Genomic DNA, 23,903 nt, shown 5'->3' with positions numbered 1-23,903 from the left:
ATCAAGCAAAATAGGAAGTGTTCAGTAACAATAAATAATGAATTTTCGTATGGGAGGAAATTATTCATGATCAAACCTATTGGAGATCGAATCGTTATCGAGCCGATCCTGCAAGAGGACATAACGTCCGGGGGTATTATCCTGCCGGAGTCGGCTAAGGAAATGCTGGAAGAGGGTAAAGTCTTAGCAACAGGAGCCGGTGTTTTTCGGGATGGACAAAGGGTTGCGCCGGAGGTAAAGGCCGGAGATAAGGTGTTATACAGCAAGCATGTTGGCACGCCAGTGAAAGTAAGTGGCAAGGAAGTGCTTGTGATGCATGAGAGTGACATTCTGGTCATTATTTCTTAATAGGACATAATGCATTTTATCAATGGGAGGATATAAAGTATGGGAAAAACATTGCTGTTCGGAGAAGAAGCGCGCCGTGCGCTGTTAAACGGAGTAGATAAACTAGCCGATGCGGTGAAGGTCACGCTCGGACCTAAAGGTCGTAATGTTGTGCTTGAGAAGAAATTCGGCAGTCCGCTTATTACGAACGATGGGGTGACAATCGCCAAGGAAATTATTTTAGAGGACTCGAATGCAAATATAGGTGCTCAATTGTTGAAGGAGGTTGCTACGAGGACGAACGATGTGGCAGGCGACGGCACGACAACGGCAACTGTTTTGGCACAGGCAATGGTACGCGAGGGGTTGAAAAATGTGGCGGCCGGCGCGAATCCGATGGTCATTCGTAAAGGGATGGATAAGGCGGTAAAGGCAGCCGTTGATCGGTTGACGCAAATTGCAAAGCCGATTCAAGGGAAGCAGTCGATCACGCAGGTTGCAGCCATTTCCGCAGCGGATGATAGTGTTGGAGTACTCATCGCCGAGGCAATGGAGCGGGTCGGCAAAGACGGGGTTATTACGGTCGAGGAGTCCAAGGGGTTTTTGACCGAGATGGAACTGACGGAGGGCATGCAGTTCGATAGAGGATATAGCTCGCCGTATTTGGTTACCGATCAAGAGAAGATGGAAGCAGTGATCGAAGATCCGTATATTCTGATTACAGACAAAAAAATAATGTCCATTCAAGATCTTATTCCCGTACTGGAGCAAGTTATGCAGCAGGGGAAGCCACTGCTTCTCATTGCTGAGGACGTTGAGGGTGAGGCGTTGGCAACGCTTGTCGTAAATAAGCTGCGTGGAACTTTCACCTGCGTTGCGGTCAAAGCACCGGGATTCGGAGATCGCCGCAAAGAGATGTTACAGGATATTGCGGTGTTGACAGGAGCACAGGTTATTAGCGAGGAAATCGGACTTGATTTGAAGTCGGCCCGACTGAACCAGTTAGGGCGAGCACGTTCGGTTCGAGTGACTAAGGAGAGTACGGTTATTGTTGACGGTGGCGGTGACCGTCATGAGATTGCAGCCAGAACGCAGCAGATTCGAACACAAGCGGCCGAATCGACGTCTGAGTTCGATAAGGAGAAGTTGCATGAACGCCTGGCCAAGTTATCGGGCGGTGTAGCGGTCATAAAAGTAGGCGCAGCGACGGAGACGGAGATGAAAGAGCGGAAAATGCGGATCGAGGATGCTCTTCATTCGACACGCGCAGCCGTAGAGGAAGGCATCGTACCAGGTGGCGGTACGGCACTAATGAATGTAATTGATGCCGTTGCGGCACTGGAGGCGGAGGGTGATGAAATCACTGGTGTGAATATTGTACTTCGCGCACTGGAGGAGCCAGTTCGTATTATCGCATCGAATGCCGGCAAAGAAGGTTCTGTGATTGCAGAGCATCTAAAGGGCCAGCCGCCGGGTATTGGCTACAATGCGGCCACCGATGAATGGGTCGATATGGTGGAGGCAGGAATTGTCGATCCTGCCAAGGTGACACGTTCCGCACTGCAGCATGCCGTATCGGTCGCCGCAATGATTCTGACGACGGAAACGCTCATAGTTGATCAGCCTGAGAAGGAAATGGCAAGTGTACCTGGAATGAGCGGAATGGGCGGAATGGGCGGAATGATGTAACCAAGCTGTGAAAAAAGGAGGCTTCCTACTTTTCGGGGCCTCCTTTTTGTCGTTTACCAGCATATGTGTTATCTATACGAGATGCATTGGAGCATAGAGCAGCTAACTACCGACTATAGAGCTGTTTGGTGACAACGATGGCCGAGTGTCAAAATACTTTACCGCGATAAACTAGAATTGAACCACCAATTAAGAAAGGAGAGGTGAGAATGTGTCAGCGTAGTTGTAGCGGGGCCTGCCATTTAGACAAGCCCGGTTGTGTCGGTGGTAGTCTAAATAATTCCGAGTATGACGAAACGATTTTACGTGAGAAAACGTTCCTGCAAAATCAGCGATTGGTCATACAGAAAAAAAGAGACCATCTAGACAATCGGATCTATATGGTACGAGGCTCATTCTTTAAACAATCATGGCTTTGACCTTAAACGTTGTCATTCCAGTATTCAATCAATCCTATGCACTGGCGCAGACGCTGTTCGGCTTCACGCAGCAGATACCTCCCTTTAATCAATGTCGCATCACGGTCGTAGATGACGGATCCTGGGAGCCTATTAACGCGATTGTCGCCGCGTATTCCAATGAATTGAATATAAAGTATATTCGGTTGTCAAGAAGCGGGAGAGCGGCAGCACGCAATGCCGGAGTACGAGCCTCAGACAGTGACATTATCGTATTTTGCGATGCGGATCGAATACCACGCCCAGGTTTCTTAGCAGCTCATTATCAATCACAGAGGCATTCTTACGGGGTTGTAGTCGGCCATGTCATGGAAATGTACGTTTCTCAGCCTGAAGCGAACCGTAAAATCGTGTTGGAGCGGTATATGAATGACCGGATGCTACGAATACCACAGTATTGTAAGCTCATCTATAAGCTGTTCGACGATCACGGTGATACGCGTTCTCCAATTGCCTGGGCGGCAATGTTAAGCGGTAATCTATCGATGCCGGCAGATTATATCCGTGAGTTGGGAGGATTCGATGACCGGTTTAAATCGTGGGGATTCGAGCATATGGAATTCGGCTATCGCGCTTACCGGAAGGGAATACCGTTTCATTATGAGGCTGATGCTATTAATGTCCATATTGCTCATTCACGTAAAGAGCAATCATATGAGTTGCTTATCACGAATAGTCATTCCTTGTTCGCCAACAAGCATCCTGATGAAGCCGTAATGCGATATTTGGATTTTATGCTGGGCAAAATCAGTTTGCGTCAATTTGAGTCGATGGCTGCTGATGATGATATGTTGGATGAGGCTAATCATAGCGGCTCGAAGCTCGATGATGATGAATATGTCAGAATAACAAGCTGAGGTATGGTTAAAGGCGAAGCCGTAACGGCTTCGCCTTTATGATACATCAATCTGAATAGGAGATAAGGAAAGCTCTTCGGTCTCATCCGCCAGAATGGCCAGCATGATTCGTTTAACGTCGTTAAAGTGTAAATACATCAGTTCGGAATGTACTTGCCCATTGTCCATTTCTTCTGTCAATTGAAGCAATTGAATGTGGTGAATGCCGTCCAATCGATAGGCCTTTGTCCAGTGAAGAAAGCCTACGGTATGTTCATATAAGACAATGTACTGAGCATCGTTAAATATCAACATTCTATTCGACATAGCGTTTCTCCGCTCCTGCATGCTTCGCTAAGCAAACGGTACTGCATAGCCATTCCCCATAATAGTCCCAATTAGGCTCCCCACGGTAAATTAGGCTACGGCACCGGTCATAAGCACATTCTCCAACCGGCTGCGGTTCTCCCGGCTGCGAGTCGTGTAATCCAAATTCTAATCGAACAAAGGCCGTCATGATTGGTCTCCTCCAACACTTTTTTGAATTCAGCTTACAATATACGGCGTGGTGCTCACTCCTTTTTTGTTGCGGACTCGTCGGTTAATATTGCAGGAGCTTCAGAAGAACGCATAATGCAGTAACTGGTGTCAATTTATTTCAATTATTTACAATCATAAAAATTCCTGGTGGTACGGAAATAAACTCGGCAATTTGATCCCTTGTCACTGGTGATTATGCCGTAGTTCCCATATTTTAAAACTAATGTTTAATATCCAAATTAAACCTTGTCAAAAAAAACAGATTTATGAACAATATTATCAGATTTATTTATTTTTATAATTGCTACTATGAAATGGTTAGTAAAGGATAGGTGTTAAACAGAACGAATAATGGTGGTGCACAGATGGACGACATCCTGATTTGTATCTTTAATGATCAGAACCGGCTTTTGTCCGACACTCAATTAAATGAATTGTCTACAATTTCACACATTGCACATCTAGAAGACGAAAAATCGTTAAATCGGGTGCTTCGACAGAAACCATATCGGCTCGTTGCAATTGTTACCATGAATAATACCCTCCCTCCTGCATGGCAACACGTTAAACCGCTGCTTACGTGTCCGCTTTTTATGATGGGCGGGGTGAAAAGCAACGACCTCCCGGCACTGATTAAGATGCTCGAAAGCTTGAAGGACAGTATGCGGATAACCAAGTCAACTGACCATTTTACTGAATCCCTAGCTTTTATCGAGGAGAATTTATTTGATCATGAGCTATCACTGGAGAAGGTTGCTGCTCAAATGTTTGTTAGCAAGTATCACTATTCTCGTATTTTTCAACGGTATATTGGTACAGGGTATAAAGAGTATGTAATTAATAAGCGAATGCAAAAAGCGATGAGTCTACTTAAGAAAGGATATCAAGTAACTGAAGTATGCTTTGCAGTTGGCTATAACGATCTTACACACTTTGCTAGGGTGTTTAAAAAAACGTTTGGCGGTAACCCGTCTACATTCAGAGCCAAATACGAATATGTCAAAATGGAGGTAGGTGCACTCGCATGAAGTCGATAATGAAAAAAAAACAGAAATCATTTTATTTTATGACGGCAACAGCAATCGCAGGCATTGCAGCTGTCGCGTTCTACCAATGGTGGACGGCACCCTATAATCTGCCTGAAGTTGCAGAAGGTATCACTGCTGAGGAATACGGATTTATTTTGGAGCCTGAGAATCAAGCACAGCAGAAAATTAATGCAATCTCGGAACATGACAAGATAATGCTACTTAAGCAAGCAGTTGAGAAAGAGCCTAATAGGATGGCCTATGCTAATGCGCTTCGCATACAGATGCGGGAGCAGGGAGAGATAAAAACATATTTGGAATACTTGGAACAAATAAAGCCATCAACACCTGCATTAAAGCTTCAAAAAGCGCTCAGTTATGTCGATCTACTGCAAGACCCTGATCTAGGTACGGCATCGCTTGGTCAATTATCAGCTCGCTCGATTTCGGTTCTCAACGATTTGATTGAAGATAGACCCTATGATTGGTTTGCCCATTATGCCAGAGGGCTCAATAATCTGTATTGGCCTTCTGGACTGCAAAGGACTGATAAAGCAATTCAGGACCTGGGTTACTGTTTGGCGGTAGCCAAACAGTTGGAGGGAGGAATGAAATTGTCGGTATGGCCACTTATTTATACCGCATATGGAGATGCCTTGGTAAAGGAGGGTCAGATCAAGAAGGGGATAGAGGTGTGGAAGGACGGTTTTCAGAAGTATAAGGAGGACGAAGAATTGAAGCGGCGTGCATCTGTGGGAGAAGTTGAAGCAGTGGATATCGTACGAGAGGCACGAGGAATCGATGATTTTCGGCGACCGTCCCCTTCATTATCAGACCTGAGCTTGGTCTGGACCTTTACAGAATAGGAGAGGACCCAACTTGAGTAACCAAGAGAATATTGTCATTACAGGAATGGGTGTTGTAACGCCAATAGGCAGCACGGTAGAGTCAACGTGGCGGGCACTGCTTAATGGAGATTGCGGGGCTAAGGAAATACGAGCATTCAATTCATCGGAGCATGCATGTAAGATGGGATGCGAAGTAGATGAGGTTGAACATTTGTCGATATACCCGGAACCGGCAGGTCGAGCAACGAGACTTCTGCTTCCAGCCGTAGAGAATGCATTGTATATTGCGGGGTTGCGTATCGAGCCAGGGAAAGATGATTTGAACCGATATGGTATATGCGTTGGCACTACGATGGGGGAAATCACGCCTTTTGAGGACCTGATGGCTGGACGTAGGTCAGAATATGTAGGCGGGCCGGGCATTATTGCTATACAAGCGGCAGACTATTTTGGTCTGAATGGCCCGCGTTGGACGATTACGAATGCATGCGCTGCTGGAAACATGGCCATTTCTAGAGCCGTAGATGAACTGCGAGCCGGACGAGCCGACGTTATGGTAGCTGCGGGTGTAGATGCAATGTCTTGGGTTGCGTTTACTGGATTTGTAAGTTTAAGAGCGATGACGCCAGATTTGTGCCGCCCATTCGATGCAGAGCGTAAGGGACTAATGCTGGGAGAAGGAGCAGGCGCACTTGTGCTTGAACGAGAGTCGGACGCGAGACGAAGAGGCGCGGAACCACTTGCTCGTTTACTAGGGTATGGATTGAGTAGCGACGCTCATCACATCACTCAGCCTGATCCTAGTGCTGCAGGATCTATTCGGGCAATGGAAGCAGCCATCAAGATGGCCGGTATTGATAAGGAGCAAATAGGATATGTTAGCGCTCACGGTACAGGCACACCTGCTAATGATCGCATGGAGTCGGTAGCGCTTAGGCACGTATTTGGGGACAACGTCATCACGAGCTCGATAAAAGGCCACATCGGTCATACGCTGGGGGCGGCAAGTGCTATAGAGGCAATCATTTGTATCAAAGCATTGGAGACAGGTTGGTTGCCACAGACCATTAACATGCGTAGACAAGATGCTGACTGTAGAATTCGTGTTATTGCGAATGAACCGCTTGCAAAGCGTACGGACTACATCATGTCAAATGCCTATGCATTCGGGGGAATCAATTCATCAATTGTTATCGGGAGATATGAGAGGGACAACCCCATTGAATGATCTGCACAAAGCGAAAAGGGGGAGGGGCATGTATTCATTAACTTTAGCGGGGGTAGGTGTCGTTAGTCCAGCAGGAGTAGGGACGGAGTTTCTACCTCGGCCAGCGGACATCGCGACTTGGGGGCAAGCAAGGCTTCCTGATATTGATCCGGCCAGTTATGGCTGGGACGGTCTAAAGCGTTTATCAAGAGTCGCAAGGTACGGCAGTGTAGTTGTAGGGGAGGCATTCCGTTCGGCCGGAATCCAGGTTCCGCTGCAACCGGACATTGGACGACGAACAGGTTTAATCGTGTGCACCAACCATTCCAACTTGGAACCAATTATCTCTATTTACCAGGATGCACTTCAATATGGCGTAAACCATGTCAATCCGAGTTTGTTTCCTGAAACGGTAATGAATGCATTTGCCGGACATCTGTCTATTCTATTTCAAATACAGGGAACGAACGTCACACTGTCTGATACGATTCCCTCTGCAGCATCTGCTTTTTTATATGCCCGTGATTTACTTGCAGCCGGTATGACGGATACCGTTATCTGTTGTATGGTAACCGTTCAACCTCCTTCTATTTTTGAGCATGTAACGCACAAGGAACAATCGTCAGAAGTTGAGTCTATTGTGGCGCTGCTATTCAGGAAGGGAGTGGAAGCAGAAACAAGCACGCTTCTAAAATGGAAAGAAATAACGAATCTCTCCGAAATGAACGAAGTACCTATCATTAGGCCGAGTGATGCATTCTTAGCGGTCGCATCTGCTCATCAGGGGCTTATTCATCGTAAAACTTGTGAGGAGCAGTGGGGTGTCAGTGGACGTTCGAATGGCTATCATTTATTCAGTATGACATCCGCCCAAGAGTAGACACCTGCTTCTGGAATCCCGATGATAATCGTAATATGACGGGGCATAGGAGGTTATTCATGCATGCAAAATGGGATTTTAAGAAAAAAAAGGCGATTGTAACAGGCGGCTCACGTGGGATCGGCCGAGAAATCGTACACATGCTTGCAAGATCAGGGGCTGATGTTTTCTTTACGTATAAAAACGATGCGAAAGCAGCCTATGAGTTGACGAAGTTATGTAGCCAATATGATGTTCAGATTCAGTCCTTTCAATGCGACCATTCCAATGAATTGGACATCATTCGTTGTAGGGAAGCAATTCTTGAAGAGACTGATGCGCGAATGGATTATTTGGTTAACAATGTGGGAATTACGGCGGATGCATCGATGTTTCGAATGACGCCCTCACAGTGGCATAGTGTGATAAATACAAATTTGAACTCCGCATTTATATTGATTCAAGGCTTAATCAGGACATTATCGGTATCAAAGGGCAGCATCGTAAATATAACGTCCGTGGCCGGGCTGGTCGGTGCGATCGGTCAGGTTAATTATTCGGCGGCTAAAGCGGGTATTATTGGTATGACAAAAGCATTGGCGAAGGAAACGGCCGGTCTCGGCGTTCGTGTCAATGCAGTTGCGCCCGGCTATATCGCGACAGATATGCTCGAGACCTTGCCTCATGCCAAACGATTATCTGCCGAGCAAGCGGCTCCGCTAAGGCGGGTTGGAAAACCATGCGAAATTGCTAGTGCCGTTGCCTTCCTGCTATCCAATGAGGCATCGTATATTACCGGTCAGGTGCTTGTGGTAGACGGGGGCCTAACTTTAAATTGACGAGAGGGGAATGTAAATGATTCAGGATGTAAACAAATTTAATGCAAAACTTATTAAATTGGCAAGCCAGTTGACGGGTGATGAACTAACCGAGGAATGTCTGGAGCGACCGTTAAATGAACTAAATATTGATTCGCTTATGGTTCTGGAACTAGCCGTTCATCTTGAACGTGAATATGGCATTAGGCTTGAGGAAGAAGAGTTATCGTCATTGAATACTTTGTCGGATGTCACGGCAAAGGTAATAGGCAAACGCCAATCATGATTAATGGAATGCAGTTATGGCTAGGAGTAGCTGTCATCATCATGCTAGGCATACCTCTCCTTTATTTGAGGATGTTTCACGTAAGCGTTCCTCGCATACTTAAACGATTCCAAGTCTCGAAAAGTACCTTGTTCAACATGCGGTTTCCTATTATTCTTAGCGCATTTCTAAACGGCAATAACTACGTTATTCTACCTATTATTAAATTCGATCGCATCCGATCCTTCTTGGGAGAGTTTGATCCCTATTATAGGGGCTTTGCGTATGAGGGAGCCGGCATGGGTTTTGCTGCTAGGGCCTCACTATGGTTAAACAAAGGTAAGCGCTTCGAATATTATATACAAAACCTCGATGCAAATTATCTCTATCAATATTATGTTGGACTCGGCTGGTGGCTTCATACGCGTTATCGTTATCGTTATGACGGCTACGTCAAATGGTTGAAGACATTGGACCCCCGTTATGCCTCAATCGTGTTCGACGGTGTTGGTTTTAAATCCGCATTGTTCGAATATCCCGTCAATCCGCTTTCCTATCAAAAATTCGATCACTTCCCGCTTGCGTATCGCAGAGTATGTTTACAGGGGTTTGGACGAGGATTATGGTTCGCCAAGCAATTTCAAATCAATGAAACAGTTTCGGCAATCGAGCAGATGCCGGCAGCATGCCAACAAGATGTTTATAGCGGGTTGGGGCTGGCGATCGCTTATAGCTTCTTTGATCAACTTCCGGTTGCCGAGAAAGCGCTGCAACACATTCCCCGTTCCGGTCTGGCGGCCTTTCACCAAGGTTTGGCATTTGGACTAGAAGCGAGAAAGCTGCAGAACGAAAGGTATTGGATGGAGCAACTGGCCTCTTTTCAACATGATATTTCTGATGGGGCGAGATGGTACGTTGAACGTGTACATGAGGCAAAGAAAATGATAGAAAATATTTCAAATGATAAAATTCCTTACTATATTAAATGGATGGACGAGGCGCGTGTATTGTTGGATAACAAAGGATATTGGAAGAAGGGGGGAGTATAAACGGTGAATCATTTGTACAGTGTGAAATGGATTGTAGTCATCGCCGTTCTTATGGTTGTACTAGGGGGCTGCGGCGCTAAAGAAAAAGTTTCGTATGGTTTTACATTCGAAGAGGTAACGAAGAAGGCTGGTATATCGTTCGTGCACGCCAAGGATACGTTCGATCCGAAGGTCTCCAATATCTTTCCATGGCTCGCTTCTACAGGTGCCGGAGTAGCTGTAGCTGATTATAACGGCGACGGATGGATGGATATCTATTTCATCAATAGCAAGCGGGGATCAGCAAATGTCCTTTATAAGAACAATGGGGACGGTACATTTCAAGACGTTAGCAAAGCAGCGGGTGTGACGGAAGTTAACACTGATGGAATTTCCGAAGCCGCTGTATGGCTTGATTACGATAACAGCGGTTATCCTAGTTTGTTTATCGGAAGCTGGGGTAAGAGCAGGTTGTATAAAAACAATGGAAACGGTACATTTACGGAGGTTACCGATTCAGCCGGCGTCGGCTACAGGGGATATGTGAACAAGGTAATCACACTTGATTATGATCGCGACGGGTTGCTCGATTTGTATCTGGGTTGTTATTTCCGCGAGACGATCAATATGTGGAACCTTACGTCGACGAAAATTATGCTCAGCGACTTCGAGCGTGCTCGTAACGGCGGTCACAATGTACTCTATCATAATAATGGTGATGGTACGTTTACGGACGTGGCAGCGGAGATGGGCGTAGACGACACGGGTTGGACACTAGCGACAGGATCAGCCGATCTAAATGGAGATAACTGGCCGGATATTTATAATGCCAATGACTTCGGCCCGGATTCCTTGTACCTTAACCAAGCAGGAAAAGGGTTTAAAAAGATTGTCCAGAGCCGAGGTATCGGCGACGATACGTTTAAGGGAATGAATGTTGATTTTGCGGATGTGTTCCATGACGGAAAATTAGTGAATTATGTGAGCAATATTAGCAAAGAGAAATATTTGCTTGAAGGCAACCAATTATGGCATGAGGATGCGAAAGGAGTTTATCGCGATGTTGCGGCGGAGATGGGAGTCAAGCAAGCAGGCTTCTCATGGGGGGCTCGTTTTCTAGATGTCGACAACAGCGGTCAGATGAGCTTGATGGTCACGAACGGCTTCATTTCCGCCAGTAAGAAGAAAAACTACTGGTTTGATATGGGAACGTTGGCAACAACCCCTGGTTATATTGTGGAGGATGCTAAAAATTGGCCTGCTTTCAAGGAAAAGTCGATGTCAGGATATGAGCATAAGAAGCTATTTCTGAACGATGGCTATTCGTTTACGGACATTGCGCAAGAAATTGGACTTAACTTCACGGAGGATTCACGAGGCGTTGCGGCGGTGGATCTGTGGAACAGGGGAACGCTGGATCTTGTCTTCGCCAACCAAGGGGGCCCTGCACGTGTGTATAAAAATATTAATAACATAGGAAACCACTGGATTACATTGAAGCTTGTAGGAACCCCGCCAAGTAATCGGGATGGCGTTGGGGCAAAAGTGACATTCACGGTTAATGGTGTGTCTACTGTGATTGAGCGAGACGGCGGCAACAGCCATGGGGGACAGAGTGATCCTCGCATTCATTTTGGCTTAAAACAGGCTACTAGTATCGATAGTATTCGTATTCAGTGGCCCAGCGGTCGTGTTGAGGAGAAAAGTAACATACCAATTGATCGGATTGTAACGATTGTTGAGGGGGCGGGCGGGGTATCATGATGGGTATCAAAGTAGATCCCCGTTATTTTGTACTCCTGTTCCTGCTCAGTTTTGTAATAGCTGGCCAGTTATTTCTTGGATTTTTTCAGAAATGGGATAGTATGGCTGTATCCGTGAGTGTGGCGGTAATGGCCGAGCTCCTGTTGACACGTCTGATTCGAAGACAATGGATCATGCCAACAAGCGCTCTCATTACAGGTCTAGGTATAAGCCTACTTCTGAGCTCTCATTTGCTGTGGCCATATGCCTGCGCCTCGCTGTTATCTATAATAATCAAGCACGCGGTCCGGATGCGGGGTAAGCATATATTTAATCCGAACAATGTTGCAATGTGTTTCATGCTCTGGTTTCTGCCGCAATATGCCGTAAGTACACCTAAGCAGTGGACTAACGGTTACGAGGTAATGGTATTTATTCTATTGTTGGGTGCGATCGCAGCGTATTCGGCCGGCCGATTAGATACCGTTATTTCCTTTATTCTTGGGTTTGCATTCTTTGCTTGTATACGGTACTATTTCTTCGACGAACCCCTCTTCTATGCATTTGGACCAATGCTTGGTGCCTCTTTTCAGTTATTCAGCTTCTTTATGATTACTGATCCCCAAACGACACCACCAACGAGAGTGGCTCGTATTATGCTGGCTGTCTGCATATCTGGAGTTGATACAGTACTTCGCTTACAGGAAGTGACCAATTCTACCTTCTATTCGGCATTTCTAGTAACATTATTTATTGGATTGCCTTACCGAATCTATTATTATCGTAAATCGCAAGAGAGAGTCGTCGGATAGTTAAATGTAATAGAATTATTGACGGAATTTAGGCTGCCGTTCATCTGCTATCGGGCAATTCCCTTATGACGTCGTTGAAGAAACCAGTACTCGTATCTAGAAGAAGTTAAAGTAAAAGTAAAAGAGTTGATACCACGAATGGTATCAACTCTTTTTGTAATCAACCGAGGAATGAAGCCGACATAGGGCCCGAGGCTAATGAATCTCTTTAGTGCGTTGTCTTCTTCTTGCGCTGACTTCAGCCAGTGAAATACTCTCTGGATCAATCATTCCCGTAAACTGATCTTCATAGGTCAAATAGATTAAAGTGTTCAGGCAACGACCGTTCTCATAATAGACAACTTCGATTGGAGCTGCGGATTTGCCGGATAACGATCCAAGTACACGAACGAAATCCCGATAGGTCGATACCGGCTGATACGCAAGCCGGGTGATTATTGCACCGTCGCGAATTCCGGCCTGCCAGGCAGGGCCTCCGGGGTAGGATGTTCCGATATAATTACCGCCTTGTTTTTCGGAATCGAGACCTTGTTCGATAAGTTGCTTCTTTGTCGCCGTGTAGTTCATAACACCGAGCCTAGGGTAATTGAATATTTCATTGCGTAAATCCAGACCAAGTTCCGCCACTAGTTTCAAATGAAACAATGATTGGCGCCACCCCATCTCGCCGCACTCCATTATCCAATGCAAAGCTTCGTTCGGATCGGGGCTATTTACGGTTACTGTTAACTTCGTGCTCCCATCATGCTCAACAAACTCAAACGTTGTACATAGCTTGTATGACCATATATTCCCGTCGGGTAATATGACTGAATATCTCTCATCAAAGACAATATGCTCATACTCTTGCCGCCCCGAGCAAGTCGCATGATTCGTTAGTTCTCCAATGACCAACATTACCGTGTCACCAACTTGTATATCATCGCAAGATGATGAGAGCGAGGATATGTCGGCTAAAAACCTCTTCCATCCGGAAGCTGTTGACACGAATTTCCAAAGTGCTAGGACAGGAGCATCGATCCAGATTGAATTGCTGGAGGCTGTCCCGTTATTTAGTAACATTACGATCACCTCGGCATTAGCATAATACTTGTTGTTGAATAAAACCTCAGCTTTAATTTAGGAAGTCGTCGGCTAATGTGTATTCAGTCATCGTTTTTCCGAAGGAGGATTAAATAGGCGGGGTTGCTCGAAACCGTTTTCCAGTGGAAGTCTTGGGGAGTTCATCCCGAACATGTATAACGTCCGGCCAGAGACGCGGATTAGCGTCAATGTTGAGAAGATATTGCTGGATATCTAGTGTAGTAACACCATCCGCACAGGTTAACCAGACGTGAATTTCCGCTCCACGACGAGAATGGGGTATTCCGAAAGCATATGCTTCGTAAACACCAGGGCACCCGGCGATAAGTGACTCAATCTCCTCGGGATATATATTGCAGCCTGCCCGAATTATCATATGATCTGCTCTTCCATGGATAATGATCATACCGTTTTGAATAGATGCCGTATCACCGGTAAACAGCCAACCATCGCGGATTTTCTGTTGAGTGAGCTCCGGATTGTTATAGTAGCCTCTCATGACGTTGGGACCGGAGACAATCAGGAAGCCGCTAGACCCTTCCGGCACAGGACCGCCATTGGAGTTCACAATGGCAACATTGACGTGACGAAGAGGAGGGCCAACACACGCAGCCTTATGTTTATCGCTATCGATTTGTAAGCAGCTGATTCTTGGGGCAGTCTCCGTCATACCGTAAGCATTCCATAAGGAAACATTGTTGGGGTATGCGGTGAGTATCGTAGCGAGCTGTGTCTCTGTTAAGCGTTCGCCACTGAGAATAATACGTTGCAAGCTCGACATATCGTATTTACTGGTGTGGGGGGCAAGCAGGGTGAGTAGTGTAGGGGATGAACCGATTGTTGTAATTGCATGCTTTTGAATAAGCGAGAGCGTCAACAATGGAGAGTAGGCTGCCGGTTTAATATAAATTGCGCTACCGGCAGCGAGTCCGGCCAACAACTCCCCCGTCAAGGCGGATGAATAGGACAGAGGTCGTTGGATAAGAATGCGTTCATGTGATTCCAATCTCAGTGCCTCCACAATATCGGCAGCATTGGATGCAAGATTCTCATAAGTCAGCATGACGAGTTTTGGGTGACCAGATGTGCCCGAGGTTTGGACCATAAGAGCAACATGAGCGAGCTGGGGATCAATATTTGGAATGAGCGTGGGCGGATGGGATAACTTAATGAGTCCTGTATCGTCCACGTTAGACTCATCTAAGTGCAGCGCATGCGGGAATTCAGCGTTCATTTTATGAGCGAGCGTTTTATCATGGACAGAGTCAATAGGGATTACTGTCCAGCGAAGCTTAAAGGCTGCAAGCATAAGTGGGATAAAGCGCCAGGATAAAGATACATCTATCGTAACGATGCACGATTGGCCACTAGGGCCACTGGGCTGAAGAAGCCGTACATTAGTATCGATAGATGATAATAATTGATGGTATGTAATAGCAGGACTGTCGTCTAACAGAATAGCGGGCTCATCATTTCGTTGTAAGAGCTGAAAGAACGATTCTATTGACCATTGAGTGTTCATCCTATATATCCCCCATTCATGTTTTCAGTAGGACTAGTGTAACCCCTTTCTCCAAGGGGCAACTCGGCATTATTAACGAATGTGATGCAATAAGCCGAGTAATGAGCATTTCTCTTTGATAGGCTGAATGTATATCGGACACGTATAGCGTCCATACATTTCCGTAAGAAAGGATGAATCGTAATGGCATCATCAGTCCGAGGAGAATCAGGACTTCAGTCAGATGTGAATATCGATTCTATTACGGCGTTAATGGATATTAAAGGGTACGTCATCCTCGACAACGTATTCAAAGTTAAGCAGCTGGCCGAAATTAAGCGATTGGTAAACGGAATAAAAGGATCGGAACTTGACACAAACGGTCATATTCAATTCCCGATATCTGCTTCGTTTATTGATTCGCATGTTGCCGAGAACCCAGACATATTACGGGTTATTGAGTCTCTGCTTGGCAATAGCTGCACACTCCGAGTTGTGGCGGTAAACCCCGGTGATACGCGAAATCTGAATGATCGGAATATATGCATGGGATCGACACCAATATTGGCTGAAGTTGCCGAGATAAGGTCGCCTTGTAATCAACTGAATGTATTCATTCCAATATCAGTATTACTATCGCAGAGGAATTGGGTAGAGATATGGCCGGGAAGTCATGCGCATCCCCTGCATTATCAACACAAGTATGGTAGAGATCGAATACAGTACATTGCTGAAAAAATGCCAAGTGTAGCTGTGCATGTACCGGTTGGCAGCGTGCTGATTCGAGACAGCAATCTGTGGTACAGAGAGAGAAATGCCCTGGAGCATATGAGTTTGGAACTATTTTACCAACGCTAGTGGGATGCTTCGAGTCCGAAACGTACTCTCTCAGAAGAGGTGTATCATATGGCATCGGCGCGGCAGCAGCGGCTGCACCACCGGGAAAACATACAAGGGAGCGGAACTTATGTGCATTAAGCGTACCGAAGCTGATTCAGAGACTAAGGGCTGCTTGGATCACAAGTGATTCAAGTAGCCCTTAACAAGGGAGCCGATTAATTGTTGTTGTGGGGTCTAGGTTGCCGGTTCGATTTTTTGATGAACGATAGGAATAGTACTGTGAAACAGAGTAGAACAATCACGGCAAACATAATCATGAACGGCCATGAACTGGGCTCCGAATGGTGCATCATGGTAGCATGCGCGTCGTGGTGATGCGGGGGGGGCTCAGAAACGGCAGCGGCCATTACATTAAAAGAGGGGCATGCAATGAGCAGTAATGCTAGTGGAAGTGCGGATAATAGGCTATAATAACCAATTTTCTTGTTCATATCGTTATTGCTTGGCGCAGCTGCATGACATCGCCGCTTTTTCTTCTTTTGATGGGAACATGTGATAAATCATGCTGATGATCATTGGAATAAATACAACCGTGTTGTAGAACAAATGCAGCTCGACTCGCGGGGCAATGAGCTGAATGATGCTGGTAGGAACGGAAGAGCCAAAGAAATTATGGTGTGCTAACTTTTGGCTTAATAATAGTGCGTGTTCGATATGGTGCCAGAATTGGATGATAAGGGCGGTCATCCACCAGAATCGGGACCTCCCTTCAAAACCGCGAAGAAGCAATACAAAAAAGACGAGCATGATGATGGCATAGCCGTAATGGAGCCACTCGGAATGGACGAGCCATGGATAATAGTAGCCGATAACGCCGAGCGCCTTAGGACGCGGCCAGTCCAGTATCCAGATTTGGTAGGCTTGTGTAAGATGCTCCGCCCAGTGCATGAGCACGATGACCAAAAATAACTGTAGTGACCGCTCATGCCACTTCGTATTGAGTCGGTGCAGTAGTGAGGACGAGTGCTCAGCATTCGGGCTAAATTGAACATGAATAGAACTCATTAATAATCAGATCCTCTCCGGCAAATTGGATAATTGATGCGCAGCAGCGGGCTTCATCGAGCGCATCCTCTGCTTAATCATAGAGTGAGTCTGGTAATCGGACTTGGCTTTTATTGTTTATGAAACATGGCGCGTTTTTAAATCCAGCATTTCAAGATTAGAGTACACAAAAATAAAGTAAGTATGGAGGGATTACATGCGAATAGTCATATCGGAAGTATATCAGAGACAGGATCAAGTTTATTTTAATTGTTTACACTCCCAAATATACAGCTATATGAAGTACAGAAATGTACCTATTGATTTAATGGCGTATTGTTGTTTAGAGGAGCCGAACAAGATTTACCAACATTTTATAGTTACCGGAAAAACAAGGTGGTCGTACCCGTTCGATATCTTCAGCGATTCCGACTTTGAGCAAACGGGGATTATTCATTCTTATCAGATGGGAGTTTATTATGAATTGAAACCGGATATTCTAAAAAGTCTTGACAAAGAGGAAGTCGTATTTATTGCAATGGATCCAATGTACCTTCCGCATCGGGAAGAATTTAACCTTCAGACTCAAAATGCAAGGCATTGGGTTGTGATTATCGGCTATAATCATTCGACATCCACATATACCTTGCTGGACGAGAAATTCACCTATTATACAACTTACGAATATGAGGAGGAGGTAATAGCTGAGGCTTTTTCACATGGGTCTAGGGGGATCATTCACTTCAGACGAACGGACCCTGCTTATGAAAACTTAAAAGCGAGATATCTTCATTTTTATAAGCAATTTGCTCCGAGTCAGGATGTGCTGTTTGACATAGATAAATTAATGGATAAGTTGGAGCAGGATGCAGGTACTATGGCAAGACGCTATTTTCTCGCCTACAGTTTTTTTGCAGGATCGACCGAGATTACAAAACAGTTCTTCCAATATATCGGGTTGAAGGGAGACGTTATCGAGAATTTGGATATTATTTCAAAAACCGCCGATAACGTTTCATCTGCAATTAAAAAGTTTGAGCTAACAGGAAAGCTTAATCTTGACTATATTGAAAAAAGACTGTGTGTCTTACGGCAATCCTTCTATCACATAATCGACTATATTCATTCAGAAACCTTCAGGAGATACTTAGATAATTTGTCATTAGTCAATATTGTATGTTTAAATAACGAGCTTACGGATTCAATTCAAGTTATAGACACTCCACTATTGGGAGCCGAAGTCAATCAGCATCAAATTGAGATAAGTTCACATTTCAATAACCAAGCTCTCGGAGAAATAGATTCTACTGCAGATCTTACAGGCGGAAAAGAATTTTTTCTACTCGAGAAAGATCTACCAAGCGTTATAACACACGAGAATATAGCTTTTAAAATACATGAACAACCGGGAAATGGAGACGATAATGTTGCCTGTAAGTCTCAGGTAATCGAAATTGATAGTCGCGTCTATAATGGTATTTGGTTGTTAGCGTGCGGAGAATGGGGAGATCCAAAAGGAGTACTCAGTGTTCGGTTTGAGGATGGAGATGTAGAGCAGATCACAACACAAATTACGGACTGGGCGTGGCCACCAAAATTCGGCGAATCTATTGCAATAAGTCTTCCGATTTCCCGGAGAGAAAAGCTTGCCTTTGTGCCTGAATGGGGAAACATTTTTGCTGTTAGATTCCCGATCCTGCGTGGAAAACAAGCATGTAAGCTGCAACTGCCGGACTGTCCTAATCTCCATATTTTTTCAATCATTATGACATCGCTCTAATCGTAAAGGGGTGGTGGAAATAGGATTATAAACGAGCACATCCGCATGTATAGGTCTGTCTTTTCCTATGATTGCCAGGTTGCCAAAGTATGGATACATGCGAGGTCTGGCATCCACTTTGGTGTGAGCGGCGCAACGGGGGCCACGAACGTCAAGCTGATCGTTACAACGGATAACGGAACGTGGGACGTGCAGTTGGATTATTTGGAATACACCTTATAGTTCGGTTTTAAAACGATGCAACAATTGCGGCGAACGGCGGCTTCATCAGCCATGTTCGCCGTTTTTTATATTGTAAGCTCAATCGAAGAATCTAATTGGGGATGTTAAATGGCGGGCCAAATGTAATAAGAAGGGATTTCAAAAAAAATGTCGAATGAAAAAAGTTGTCGAATGGTTGAGTAATCTGGGATCTAACAATAGGGGGAATGAGTAAATGGCAGGTACTTCAAGTATTCTAGAGTGGACTCTCGTATCGGAATGTCCTATACCTCAAGATGTTAACGCCTTACTTGTGGATGGGGAAGTAGCGGTTGCGGCTTATAAGACCTTCCGGGACACGGCGGTGTTTACGAATAAAAGATTGATTGTGAAAGATGTGCAAGGTCTCTCGGGCAAAAAGGTGGAGATCTATTCCTTGCCCTACTCCTCTATTAACATGTGGTCGACGGAGAATGCCGGCGGTTTTCTCGACTTTAATGCGGAGGTAGAACTGTGGACGCGTGCAGGCCATATTAAAGTAAAGCTGCAAAAAGGCGTAGATGTCCGCAAATTCGACATGCTGATCGCTAACGCGCTTTTGAGGGACTAGCCGGGGCAAGCAGAGGACAGACCTATTATGAAAATGTTGAGAGATAATTATTTAATGTCTATGCCTGTTTTCTTGTAGGCCACCACTTCACGTAGGTCCGCCATAAAAGCCCGACCTCAAGAGGCCGGGCTTCGTCTGTATTAAGAACAGTAAGTTACTTCGCGTTCACATCCGGCTGATGAATGCCGAAAATATTGCCTTCGGTGTCGAGGTAATACCCTTGCCAAGCCATTCCGGGCAACGCATGCTTCGGCAGCGCGATTTGGCCGCCAAGTCTCATAATTTTCTCGTGCGTGGAATCATAATCCTCGATCCCCATCGTACACGAATATCCGTTCATCGCTTGTCCCGGCTGCGGAGCGTCGCCATGACGCTTCATCAGAGCTCCGTTAATTCCCGCTTGGTCGGCACTGCCTGTCACGGCCCCGAAGTAAGGAACACCGGCATATTCGCTCCAATCCTCGAATGTCCAGCCGAATACTTCTCCGTAGAACGTTTTGGCGCGTTCCATGTCATCCACATGAATTTCGAAATGAATTAATCTGCCCATAATAACCTCCTAAGTTTTGAAGTCACTAAATATCTTTCTTCACTAGGGTTGCCGTTCCTACCAGAACTGTAATCACTTACATAAATTTAATTTGTAAGCAGCTTCCGTGGAGACTGCGGGTTCTATTATTCATGAATCGATTATAATGATAAGATCACGATTAATCTCTTAAGAAATGATGGCGAATATGAAAGTTGAACTTGAGCAGCGGACAATAGAAGTACATGTAGCATACGGGCGCGGGAGCAAGCTATCGCTGCAGGTCGATCCTACGGGTTTCGTGACGGTCAAAGCTCCCAATGGTACGAGCGACGAGATGATCAGGCAAGCAGTTAGACAGCACGGAGAACAGATTACGGCACGGCTTGATGCGATCGAGAAATCCCGTGAAGTACTGCAGGCAAGAGAATATAACGAGGATAACAAGTTTCTTCATCTCGGCCGATATTACTTTCTGAATGAGCTGATCGATACGTCGGCGTCGAGTGACGACGAGGTGCTTAGGCAGCGGTTGAAGAAGTTTTATTTTGCCAGCTGCAAGAAGATTGTGTTGGAACGAATGCCGTATTATCAGAAGCAATTGAAAGTAACACCCAAATCGGTCGAAATCGTCGAGTCCAGCACTAAATGGGGGAGCTGCAGCTCGAATAAGCAGCTGACCTTTAATTATCGTCTGGCGATGGCGCCGGTTGAAGTGATTGATTACGTCATTGTCCACGAGCTGTGCCATCTGACGCATATGAATCATGACCGGTCATTCTGGCGGCGTGTAGGGAGCATTATGCCGGATTATAAAGACAAAGAGGCTTTTCTTGCGAAGTATGGGCCTGCCCTGACGCTCTGAACAGCGGCGGTTCTTATTTTAGGCGTCGCTCGCGAATAATCATTTATGTTTATTACGTTAATTGTTATGATTAGGTAATGGATTTAAATTTAACAATGATAACTATATGGAGAGATCACAATAATGAGCACACAAACATCCCTAATAGGCTTCCCATTGGAAGGGTTCGCCGAATTCAGCAGACAAGTGGCGGCGGAAGGCGCCGTACTGCTGAAGAATGACAATCAAGCGCTTCCCATTCGGGACGTCGAAACCGTTTCCGTATTCGGCAGAACGCAAATTAACTATTACCGGAGCGGCACAGGCTCAGGCGGCAGCGTCAACGTTACCCATACGACGAATCTGCTCGGCGGCCTTCGCAGCAAGACGGGCATTCGCTTGGACGAAGAGCTGGCTGCGGTATACGAGAAGTGGGTCGAACAGAACCCGTTCGATAATGGCGGCGGCGGCTGGGCTGCCGAGCCGTGGCATCAGCAGGAAATGCCGCTCACGGCAGAGCTGGTGTCGGCTGCGAGAAGCCGGTCGGGCAAAGCGATCGTTGTCATTGGACGGACGGCAGGGGAAGACCAGGATAACGCGAATGAGCCGGGCAGCTACTTGCTGACAGCCGATGAGCTGGCGATGCTGAAGCAAGTGACGGCGTATTTTGAACAAACGATCGTCGTGCTGAACGTATCGAACATTATCGATATGAGCTGGCTGAACGCGGATTACGTGCACCCGATTGCCAGCGTGATTTACGCTTGGCAGGGCGGCATGGAGGGCGGCAACGCGATCGCTGACGTGCTGGTCGGAGATGTAGTGCCTAGCGGCAAATTGACGGATACGATTGCCTATTCCATTGATGATTACCCATCGACCAAGAACTACGGCAATGAATTTCATAACGTTTATGAAGAAGACATTTATGTCGGCTACCGTTATTTCGAGACGTTCGCCCCAGAGAAAGTACAATATGAATTCGGCTTCGGATTGTCGTACACTTCGTTCTCGATCCAACCGGAGGATGCGAAGCTAGCTGACGAAGCGGGTATTCCGTCGATCGAAATTGGCGTTACGGTAACGAATACCGGAACCGTCTATGCCGGTCAAGAGGTTGTGCAGGTTTATTATGAAGCGCCGCAAGGCAAGCTCGGCAAGCCGGTTAGAGCGTTGGCGGCATTCGCGAAGACGAAGCTGCTTCAGCCTGGTCAATCGCAGCATCTTGTTGTACGCTTCCCTATTGCTTCCATGGCTTCTTATGACGATGCCGGCGTAACCGGGCATGCTTCCGCTTATGTGCTGGAGGCGGGCGAATATCGTATCTATGCAGGCAATAGCGTTCGCAATGCCGTGGCAGTCGGCGTTGAAGACGAGCAAGCATATGTGGTTGAGTCGCTCCGCATTGTGGAGCAGCTGGCAGAGGCGATGGCGCCGGTGGAAAGCTATACCCGAATGCAGCCGGGTCCCCGTAAGGCAGACGGTTCGTATGAGCTGACAGCGGCACCGGTGCCAGTTCGCCAAGTATCGATGGCCGAGAGAATTGAGCGCAATATGCCTGTCACGCTGGAGCAGACGGGCGATCAAGGGCATAAGCTGCAGGATGTTGCGGACGGCAAAGTCAGCATGGAAGTTTTCATCGCGCAGCTGGATGATGAAGATTTGGCAGCGATTGTCCGCGGCGAGGGTATGAGTAGCCCGCTCGTGACGCCAGGTACAGCATCCGCGTTCGGAGGTGTAACGGAAAGTCTGCTCGATTATGGCATTCCGCTTGCTTGTACGGCGGACGGCCCGTCCGGCATTCGAATGGACAGCGGTCATAAGGCGACGCAGGTTGCGATCGGAACACTGCTTGCGGCTACTTGGAACACGGAGCTGGTCGAAGAACTGTACGTGATGGAAGGCCGGGAGCTGCTGCGCAACGAGATCGACGCCCTGCTCGGACCGGGCCTCAACATTCGCCGCAGCCCGCTTAACGGACGCAACTTTGAATATTTCTCGGAAGATCCGCTCGTGACGGGCTTGTTCGCAGCTGCGGTAACGCGCGGCATTATGAAGGGCGGCTCGAATGCGACGCTCAAACATTTTGCCGGCAACAATCAAGAGAAGCACCGCCATACCGTGAATGCGGTTGTATCGGAGCGTGCGCTGCGGGAGATCTACCTGAAAGGATTCGAGATCGCAGTCAAACAAGGCGGCGCGAATTCCGTCATGACGGCCTACAATCCGGTCAACGGGCATTGGACGGCTTCGAATTACGACTTGAATACGACTGTCCTGCGCGGCGAATGGGGCTTCAAAGGTATCGTCATGACCGACTGGTGGGCAGTGATGAACGACGTTGTTCATGGCGGCGCAGCGGACCGCGGCAATACGAACTGGATGGTTCGGTCGCAGAACGACCTCTACATGGTCGTCTCGAACTACGGGGCGGCATCGAATGTATGGGGCGACAACACGCTGGCATCGCTGGACAACGGCACGCTGACGCGTGGCGAATTGCAGCGCAGCGCGATGAACATTTGCGAGTTTCTGATGAAAGCGCCGGTGTTCTCGAGAGAGCTGGTGAAGGAAGAGCATGCGGAGCGTTTCCAACCGAATGCGGCACTGTCGCCTGAGGGAGCACAATTGTTAGCGGTGTCTGCGCAGGTCAAACTGACCGGCGACGGTCCGCATGTGATGCAGGTTGAGCAAGACGGCATCTACCGGATGACCGTCCACCTCATGTCGGCGGAGCGTGCTTGGGCGCAGTGCGCTACGAATGTGTACGTGAACGGCGAGCTGATGACGACAGTTCAGACGAACGGCACGGAAGGCAGCTGGATTCGGCAGAAGCTTGTGAAGGTAGAGCTGCCGGCGGGGCTGTACGAGCTGAAGCTGGAAGTAGCGAAACCTGGCATGGAGATCGACTCGATCGAATTTGTTCAAGAATAGATAGCGTTGTTGAAGCTCGACCTTACGAGGTCGGGCTTTTTTATGCACTCTAAGCACTGCCAATGGGCTGATCTGCAGC

23 protein-coding genes are annotated in these 23,903 nt (G+C 46.8%); 18 read left to right on the top strand and 5 right to left on the bottom strand.

The window, feature by feature from the left end:
- The first annotated feature begins 66 nt into the window (after window positions 1–66).
- From PKO01S_RS10970 to PKO01S_RS10960, 3 genes are all read left to right on the top strand, one after another.
- Window positions 67–348 carry a co-chaperone GroES gene (locus tag PKO01S_RS10970; RefSeq protein WP_127531385.1) on the top strand — a complete coding sequence of 94 codons (282 nt, stop codon included), beginning with the start codon at window positions 67–69 and terminating at the stop codon, window positions 346–348.
- Between the two features lie 39 nt (window positions 349–387).
- Window positions 388–2,016 (top strand): chaperonin GroEL, encoded by a 1,629-nt coding sequence (gene groL, locus PKO01S_RS10965; protein WP_127531384.1) that lies wholly within the window; start codon window positions 388–390, stop codon window positions 2,014–2,016.
- A 409-nt stretch (window positions 2,017–2,425) separates the two neighbouring features.
- Entirely contained in the window at window positions 2,426–3,331 is a 906-nt protein-coding gene (locus PKO01S_RS10960; protein ID WP_127531383.1) for a glycosyltransferase family 2 protein, read from the top strand.
- Window positions 3,332–3,367: 36 nt separating this feature from the next.
- On the opposite strand, the gene PKO01S_RS10955 is transcribed toward PKO01S_RS10960, so the two are convergent.
- The gene (locus PKO01S_RS10955) at window positions 3,368–3,637 is read right to left on the bottom strand and encodes a hypothetical protein (protein WP_127531382.1); all 270 of its coding nucleotides are present in this window, start codon (window positions 3,635–3,637) and stop codon (window positions 3,368–3,370) included.
- A 578-nt stretch (window positions 3,638–4,215) separates the two neighbouring features.
- Between PKO01S_RS10955 and PKO01S_RS10945 the strand changes: the two genes are divergently transcribed.
- Genes PKO01S_RS10945 through PKO01S_RS10905 form a run of 9 tightly spaced genes read left to right on the top strand, consistent with a single transcriptional unit; the run spans window position 4,216 to window position 12,458 of the window.
- A complete protein-coding gene (locus tag PKO01S_RS10945; RefSeq protein ID WP_246070537.1) occupies window positions 4,216–4,878 on the top strand; it encodes a helix-turn-helix transcriptional regulator in 663 nt (220 codons plus the stop codon).
- Window positions 4,875–5,744 carry a hypothetical protein gene (locus PKO01S_RS10940; protein ID WP_127531380.1) on the top strand — a complete coding sequence of 290 codons (870 nt, stop codon included), beginning with the start codon at window positions 4,875–4,877 and terminating at the stop codon, window positions 5,742–5,744. Before PKO01S_RS10945 ends, PKO01S_RS10940 begins: the two co-directional genes overlap by 4 nt.
- A gap of 13 nt (window positions 5,745–5,757) precedes the next feature.
- Complete coding sequence (locus PKO01S_RS10935) at window positions 5,758–6,954, top strand: beta-ketoacyl-[acyl-carrier-protein] synthase family protein (protein WP_246070536.1); 1,197 nt, start codon at window positions 5,758–5,760, stop codon at window positions 6,952–6,954.
- A 28-nt stretch (window positions 6,955–6,982) separates the two neighbouring features.
- The gene (locus PKO01S_RS10930; protein WP_164779567.1) at window positions 6,983–7,813 is read left to right on the top strand and encodes a beta-ketoacyl synthase N-terminal-like domain-containing protein; all 831 of its coding nucleotides are present in this window, start codon (window positions 6,983–6,985) and stop codon (window positions 7,811–7,813) included.
- 59 nt (window positions 7,814–7,872) lie between these two features.
- Window positions 7,873–8,631, top strand: coding sequence for a 3-oxoacyl-ACP reductase FabG (fabG, locus tag PKO01S_RS10925; RefSeq protein WP_127531378.1), 759 nt, complete (start codon window positions 7,873–7,875; stop codon window positions 8,629–8,631).
- 16 nt (window positions 8,632–8,647) lie between these two features.
- Window positions 8,648–8,896 carry an acyl carrier protein gene (locus tag PKO01S_RS10920; protein WP_127531377.1) on the top strand — a complete coding sequence of 83 codons (249 nt, stop codon included), beginning with the start codon at window positions 8,648–8,650 and terminating at the stop codon, window positions 8,894–8,896.
- The gene (locus tag PKO01S_RS10915; RefSeq protein WP_127531376.1) at window positions 8,893–9,924 is read left to right on the top strand and encodes a DUF1702 family protein; all 1,032 of its coding nucleotides are present in this window, start codon (window positions 8,893–8,895) and stop codon (window positions 9,922–9,924) included. The genes PKO01S_RS10920 and PKO01S_RS10915 overlap by 4 nt, the downstream gene beginning before the upstream one ends.
- Window positions 9,925–9,927: 3 nt before the next feature.
- Complete coding sequence (locus tag PKO01S_RS10910; RefSeq protein ID WP_246070535.1) at window positions 9,928–11,667, top strand: CRTAC1 family protein; 1,740 nt, start codon at window positions 9,928–9,930, stop codon at window positions 11,665–11,667.
- Window positions 11,664–12,458, top strand: coding sequence for an RnfABCDGE type electron transport complex subunit D (locus PKO01S_RS10905; protein ID WP_174818565.1), 795 nt, complete (start codon window positions 11,664–11,666; stop codon window positions 12,456–12,458). Before PKO01S_RS10910 ends, PKO01S_RS10905 begins: the two co-directional genes overlap by 4 nt.
- A gap of 195 nt (window positions 12,459–12,653) precedes the next feature.
- Here the strand turns inward: PKO01S_RS10905 and PKO01S_RS10900 are convergent, their stop codons facing one another.
- Together PKO01S_RS10900 and PKO01S_RS10895 are read right to left on the bottom strand one after the other, a co-directional pair.
- Window positions 12,654–13,355 (bottom strand): PDZ domain-containing protein, encoded by a 702-nt coding sequence (locus PKO01S_RS10900; RefSeq protein WP_246070534.1) that lies wholly within the window; start codon window positions 13,353–13,355, stop codon window positions 12,654–12,656.
- Between the two features lie 274 nt (window positions 13,356–13,629).
- Window positions 13,630–15,063 carry a class I adenylate-forming enzyme family protein gene (locus PKO01S_RS10895; RefSeq protein ID WP_127531374.1) on the bottom strand — a complete coding sequence of 478 codons (1,434 nt, stop codon included), beginning with the start codon at window positions 15,061–15,063 and terminating at the stop codon, window positions 13,630–13,632.
- A gap of 183 nt (window positions 15,064–15,246) precedes the next feature.
- Here PKO01S_RS10895 and PKO01S_RS10890 point away from each other — a divergent pair, with 183 nt between their 5' ends.
- A complete protein-coding gene (locus tag PKO01S_RS10890; RefSeq protein ID WP_127531373.1) occupies window positions 15,247–15,900 on the top strand; it encodes a phytanoyl-CoA dioxygenase family protein in 654 nt (217 codons plus the stop codon).
- A 477-nt stretch (window positions 15,901–16,377) separates the two neighbouring features.
- On the opposite strand, the gene PKO01S_RS10885 is transcribed toward PKO01S_RS10890, so the two are convergent.
- Complete coding sequence (locus PKO01S_RS10885; RefSeq protein ID WP_127531372.1) at window positions 16,378–16,947, bottom strand: hypothetical protein; 570 nt, start codon at window positions 16,945–16,947, stop codon at window positions 16,378–16,380.
- A 463-nt stretch (window positions 16,948–17,410) separates the two neighbouring features.
- Between PKO01S_RS10885 and PKO01S_RS10880 the strand changes: the two genes are divergently transcribed.
- The 3 genes from PKO01S_RS10880 (at window position 17,411) to PKO01S_RS10875 (ending at window position 19,517) form a co-directional block, all read left to right on the top strand.
- Window positions 17,411–18,706 carry a hypothetical protein gene (locus tag PKO01S_RS10880; protein ID WP_127531371.1) on the top strand — a complete coding sequence of 432 codons (1,296 nt, stop codon included), beginning with the start codon at window positions 17,411–17,413 and terminating at the stop codon, window positions 18,704–18,706.
- Window positions 18,707–18,751: 45 nt separating this feature from the next.
- Window positions 18,752–18,928 carry a carbohydrate-binding protein gene (locus PKO01S_RS28760; RefSeq protein ID WP_164779566.1) on the top strand — a complete coding sequence of 59 codons (177 nt, stop codon included), beginning with the start codon at window positions 18,752–18,754 and terminating at the stop codon, window positions 18,926–18,928.
- A 214-nt stretch (window positions 18,929–19,142) separates the two neighbouring features.
- Complete coding sequence (locus tag PKO01S_RS10875; RefSeq protein WP_127531370.1) at window positions 19,143–19,517, top strand: PH domain-containing protein; 375 nt, start codon at window positions 19,143–19,145, stop codon at window positions 19,515–19,517.
- Window positions 19,518–19,671: 154 nt separating this feature from the next.
- On the opposite strand, the gene PKO01S_RS10870 is transcribed toward PKO01S_RS10875, so the two are convergent.
- A complete protein-coding gene (locus tag PKO01S_RS10870; protein WP_127531369.1) occupies window positions 19,672–20,067 on the bottom strand; it encodes a VOC family protein in 396 nt (131 codons plus the stop codon).
- A 187-nt stretch (window positions 20,068–20,254) separates the two neighbouring features.
- Here PKO01S_RS10870 and PKO01S_RS10865 point away from each other — a divergent pair, with 187 nt between their 5' ends.
- Together PKO01S_RS10865 and PKO01S_RS10860 are read left to right on the top strand one after the other, a co-directional pair.
- Window positions 20,255–20,911, top strand: a complete 657-nt coding sequence (locus PKO01S_RS10865) for a M48 family metallopeptidase (RefSeq protein WP_127531368.1) — start codon at window positions 20,255–20,257, stop codon at window positions 20,909–20,911.
- 123 nt (window positions 20,912–21,034) lie between these two features.
- Window positions 21,035–23,824: a glycoside hydrolase family 3 C-terminal domain-containing protein gene (locus PKO01S_RS10860; protein WP_127531367.1), complete on the top strand. Its 2,790-nt coding sequence runs from the start codon at window positions 21,035–21,037 to the stop codon at window positions 23,822–23,824.
- Window positions 23,825–23,903 lie beyond the last annotated feature (79 nt).

Origin of the sequence: Paenibacillus kobensis NBRC 15729, assembly GCF_004000825.1 — a bacterium.
GTDB classification, from domain to species: Bacteria; Bacillota; Bacilli; order Paenibacillales; family Paenibacillaceae; genus Paenibacillus_T; species Paenibacillus_T kobensis.
The sequence above is the reverse complement of the archived record's forward strand: the minus strand, read 5'-3'. Positions and strand labels throughout refer to the sequence as shown.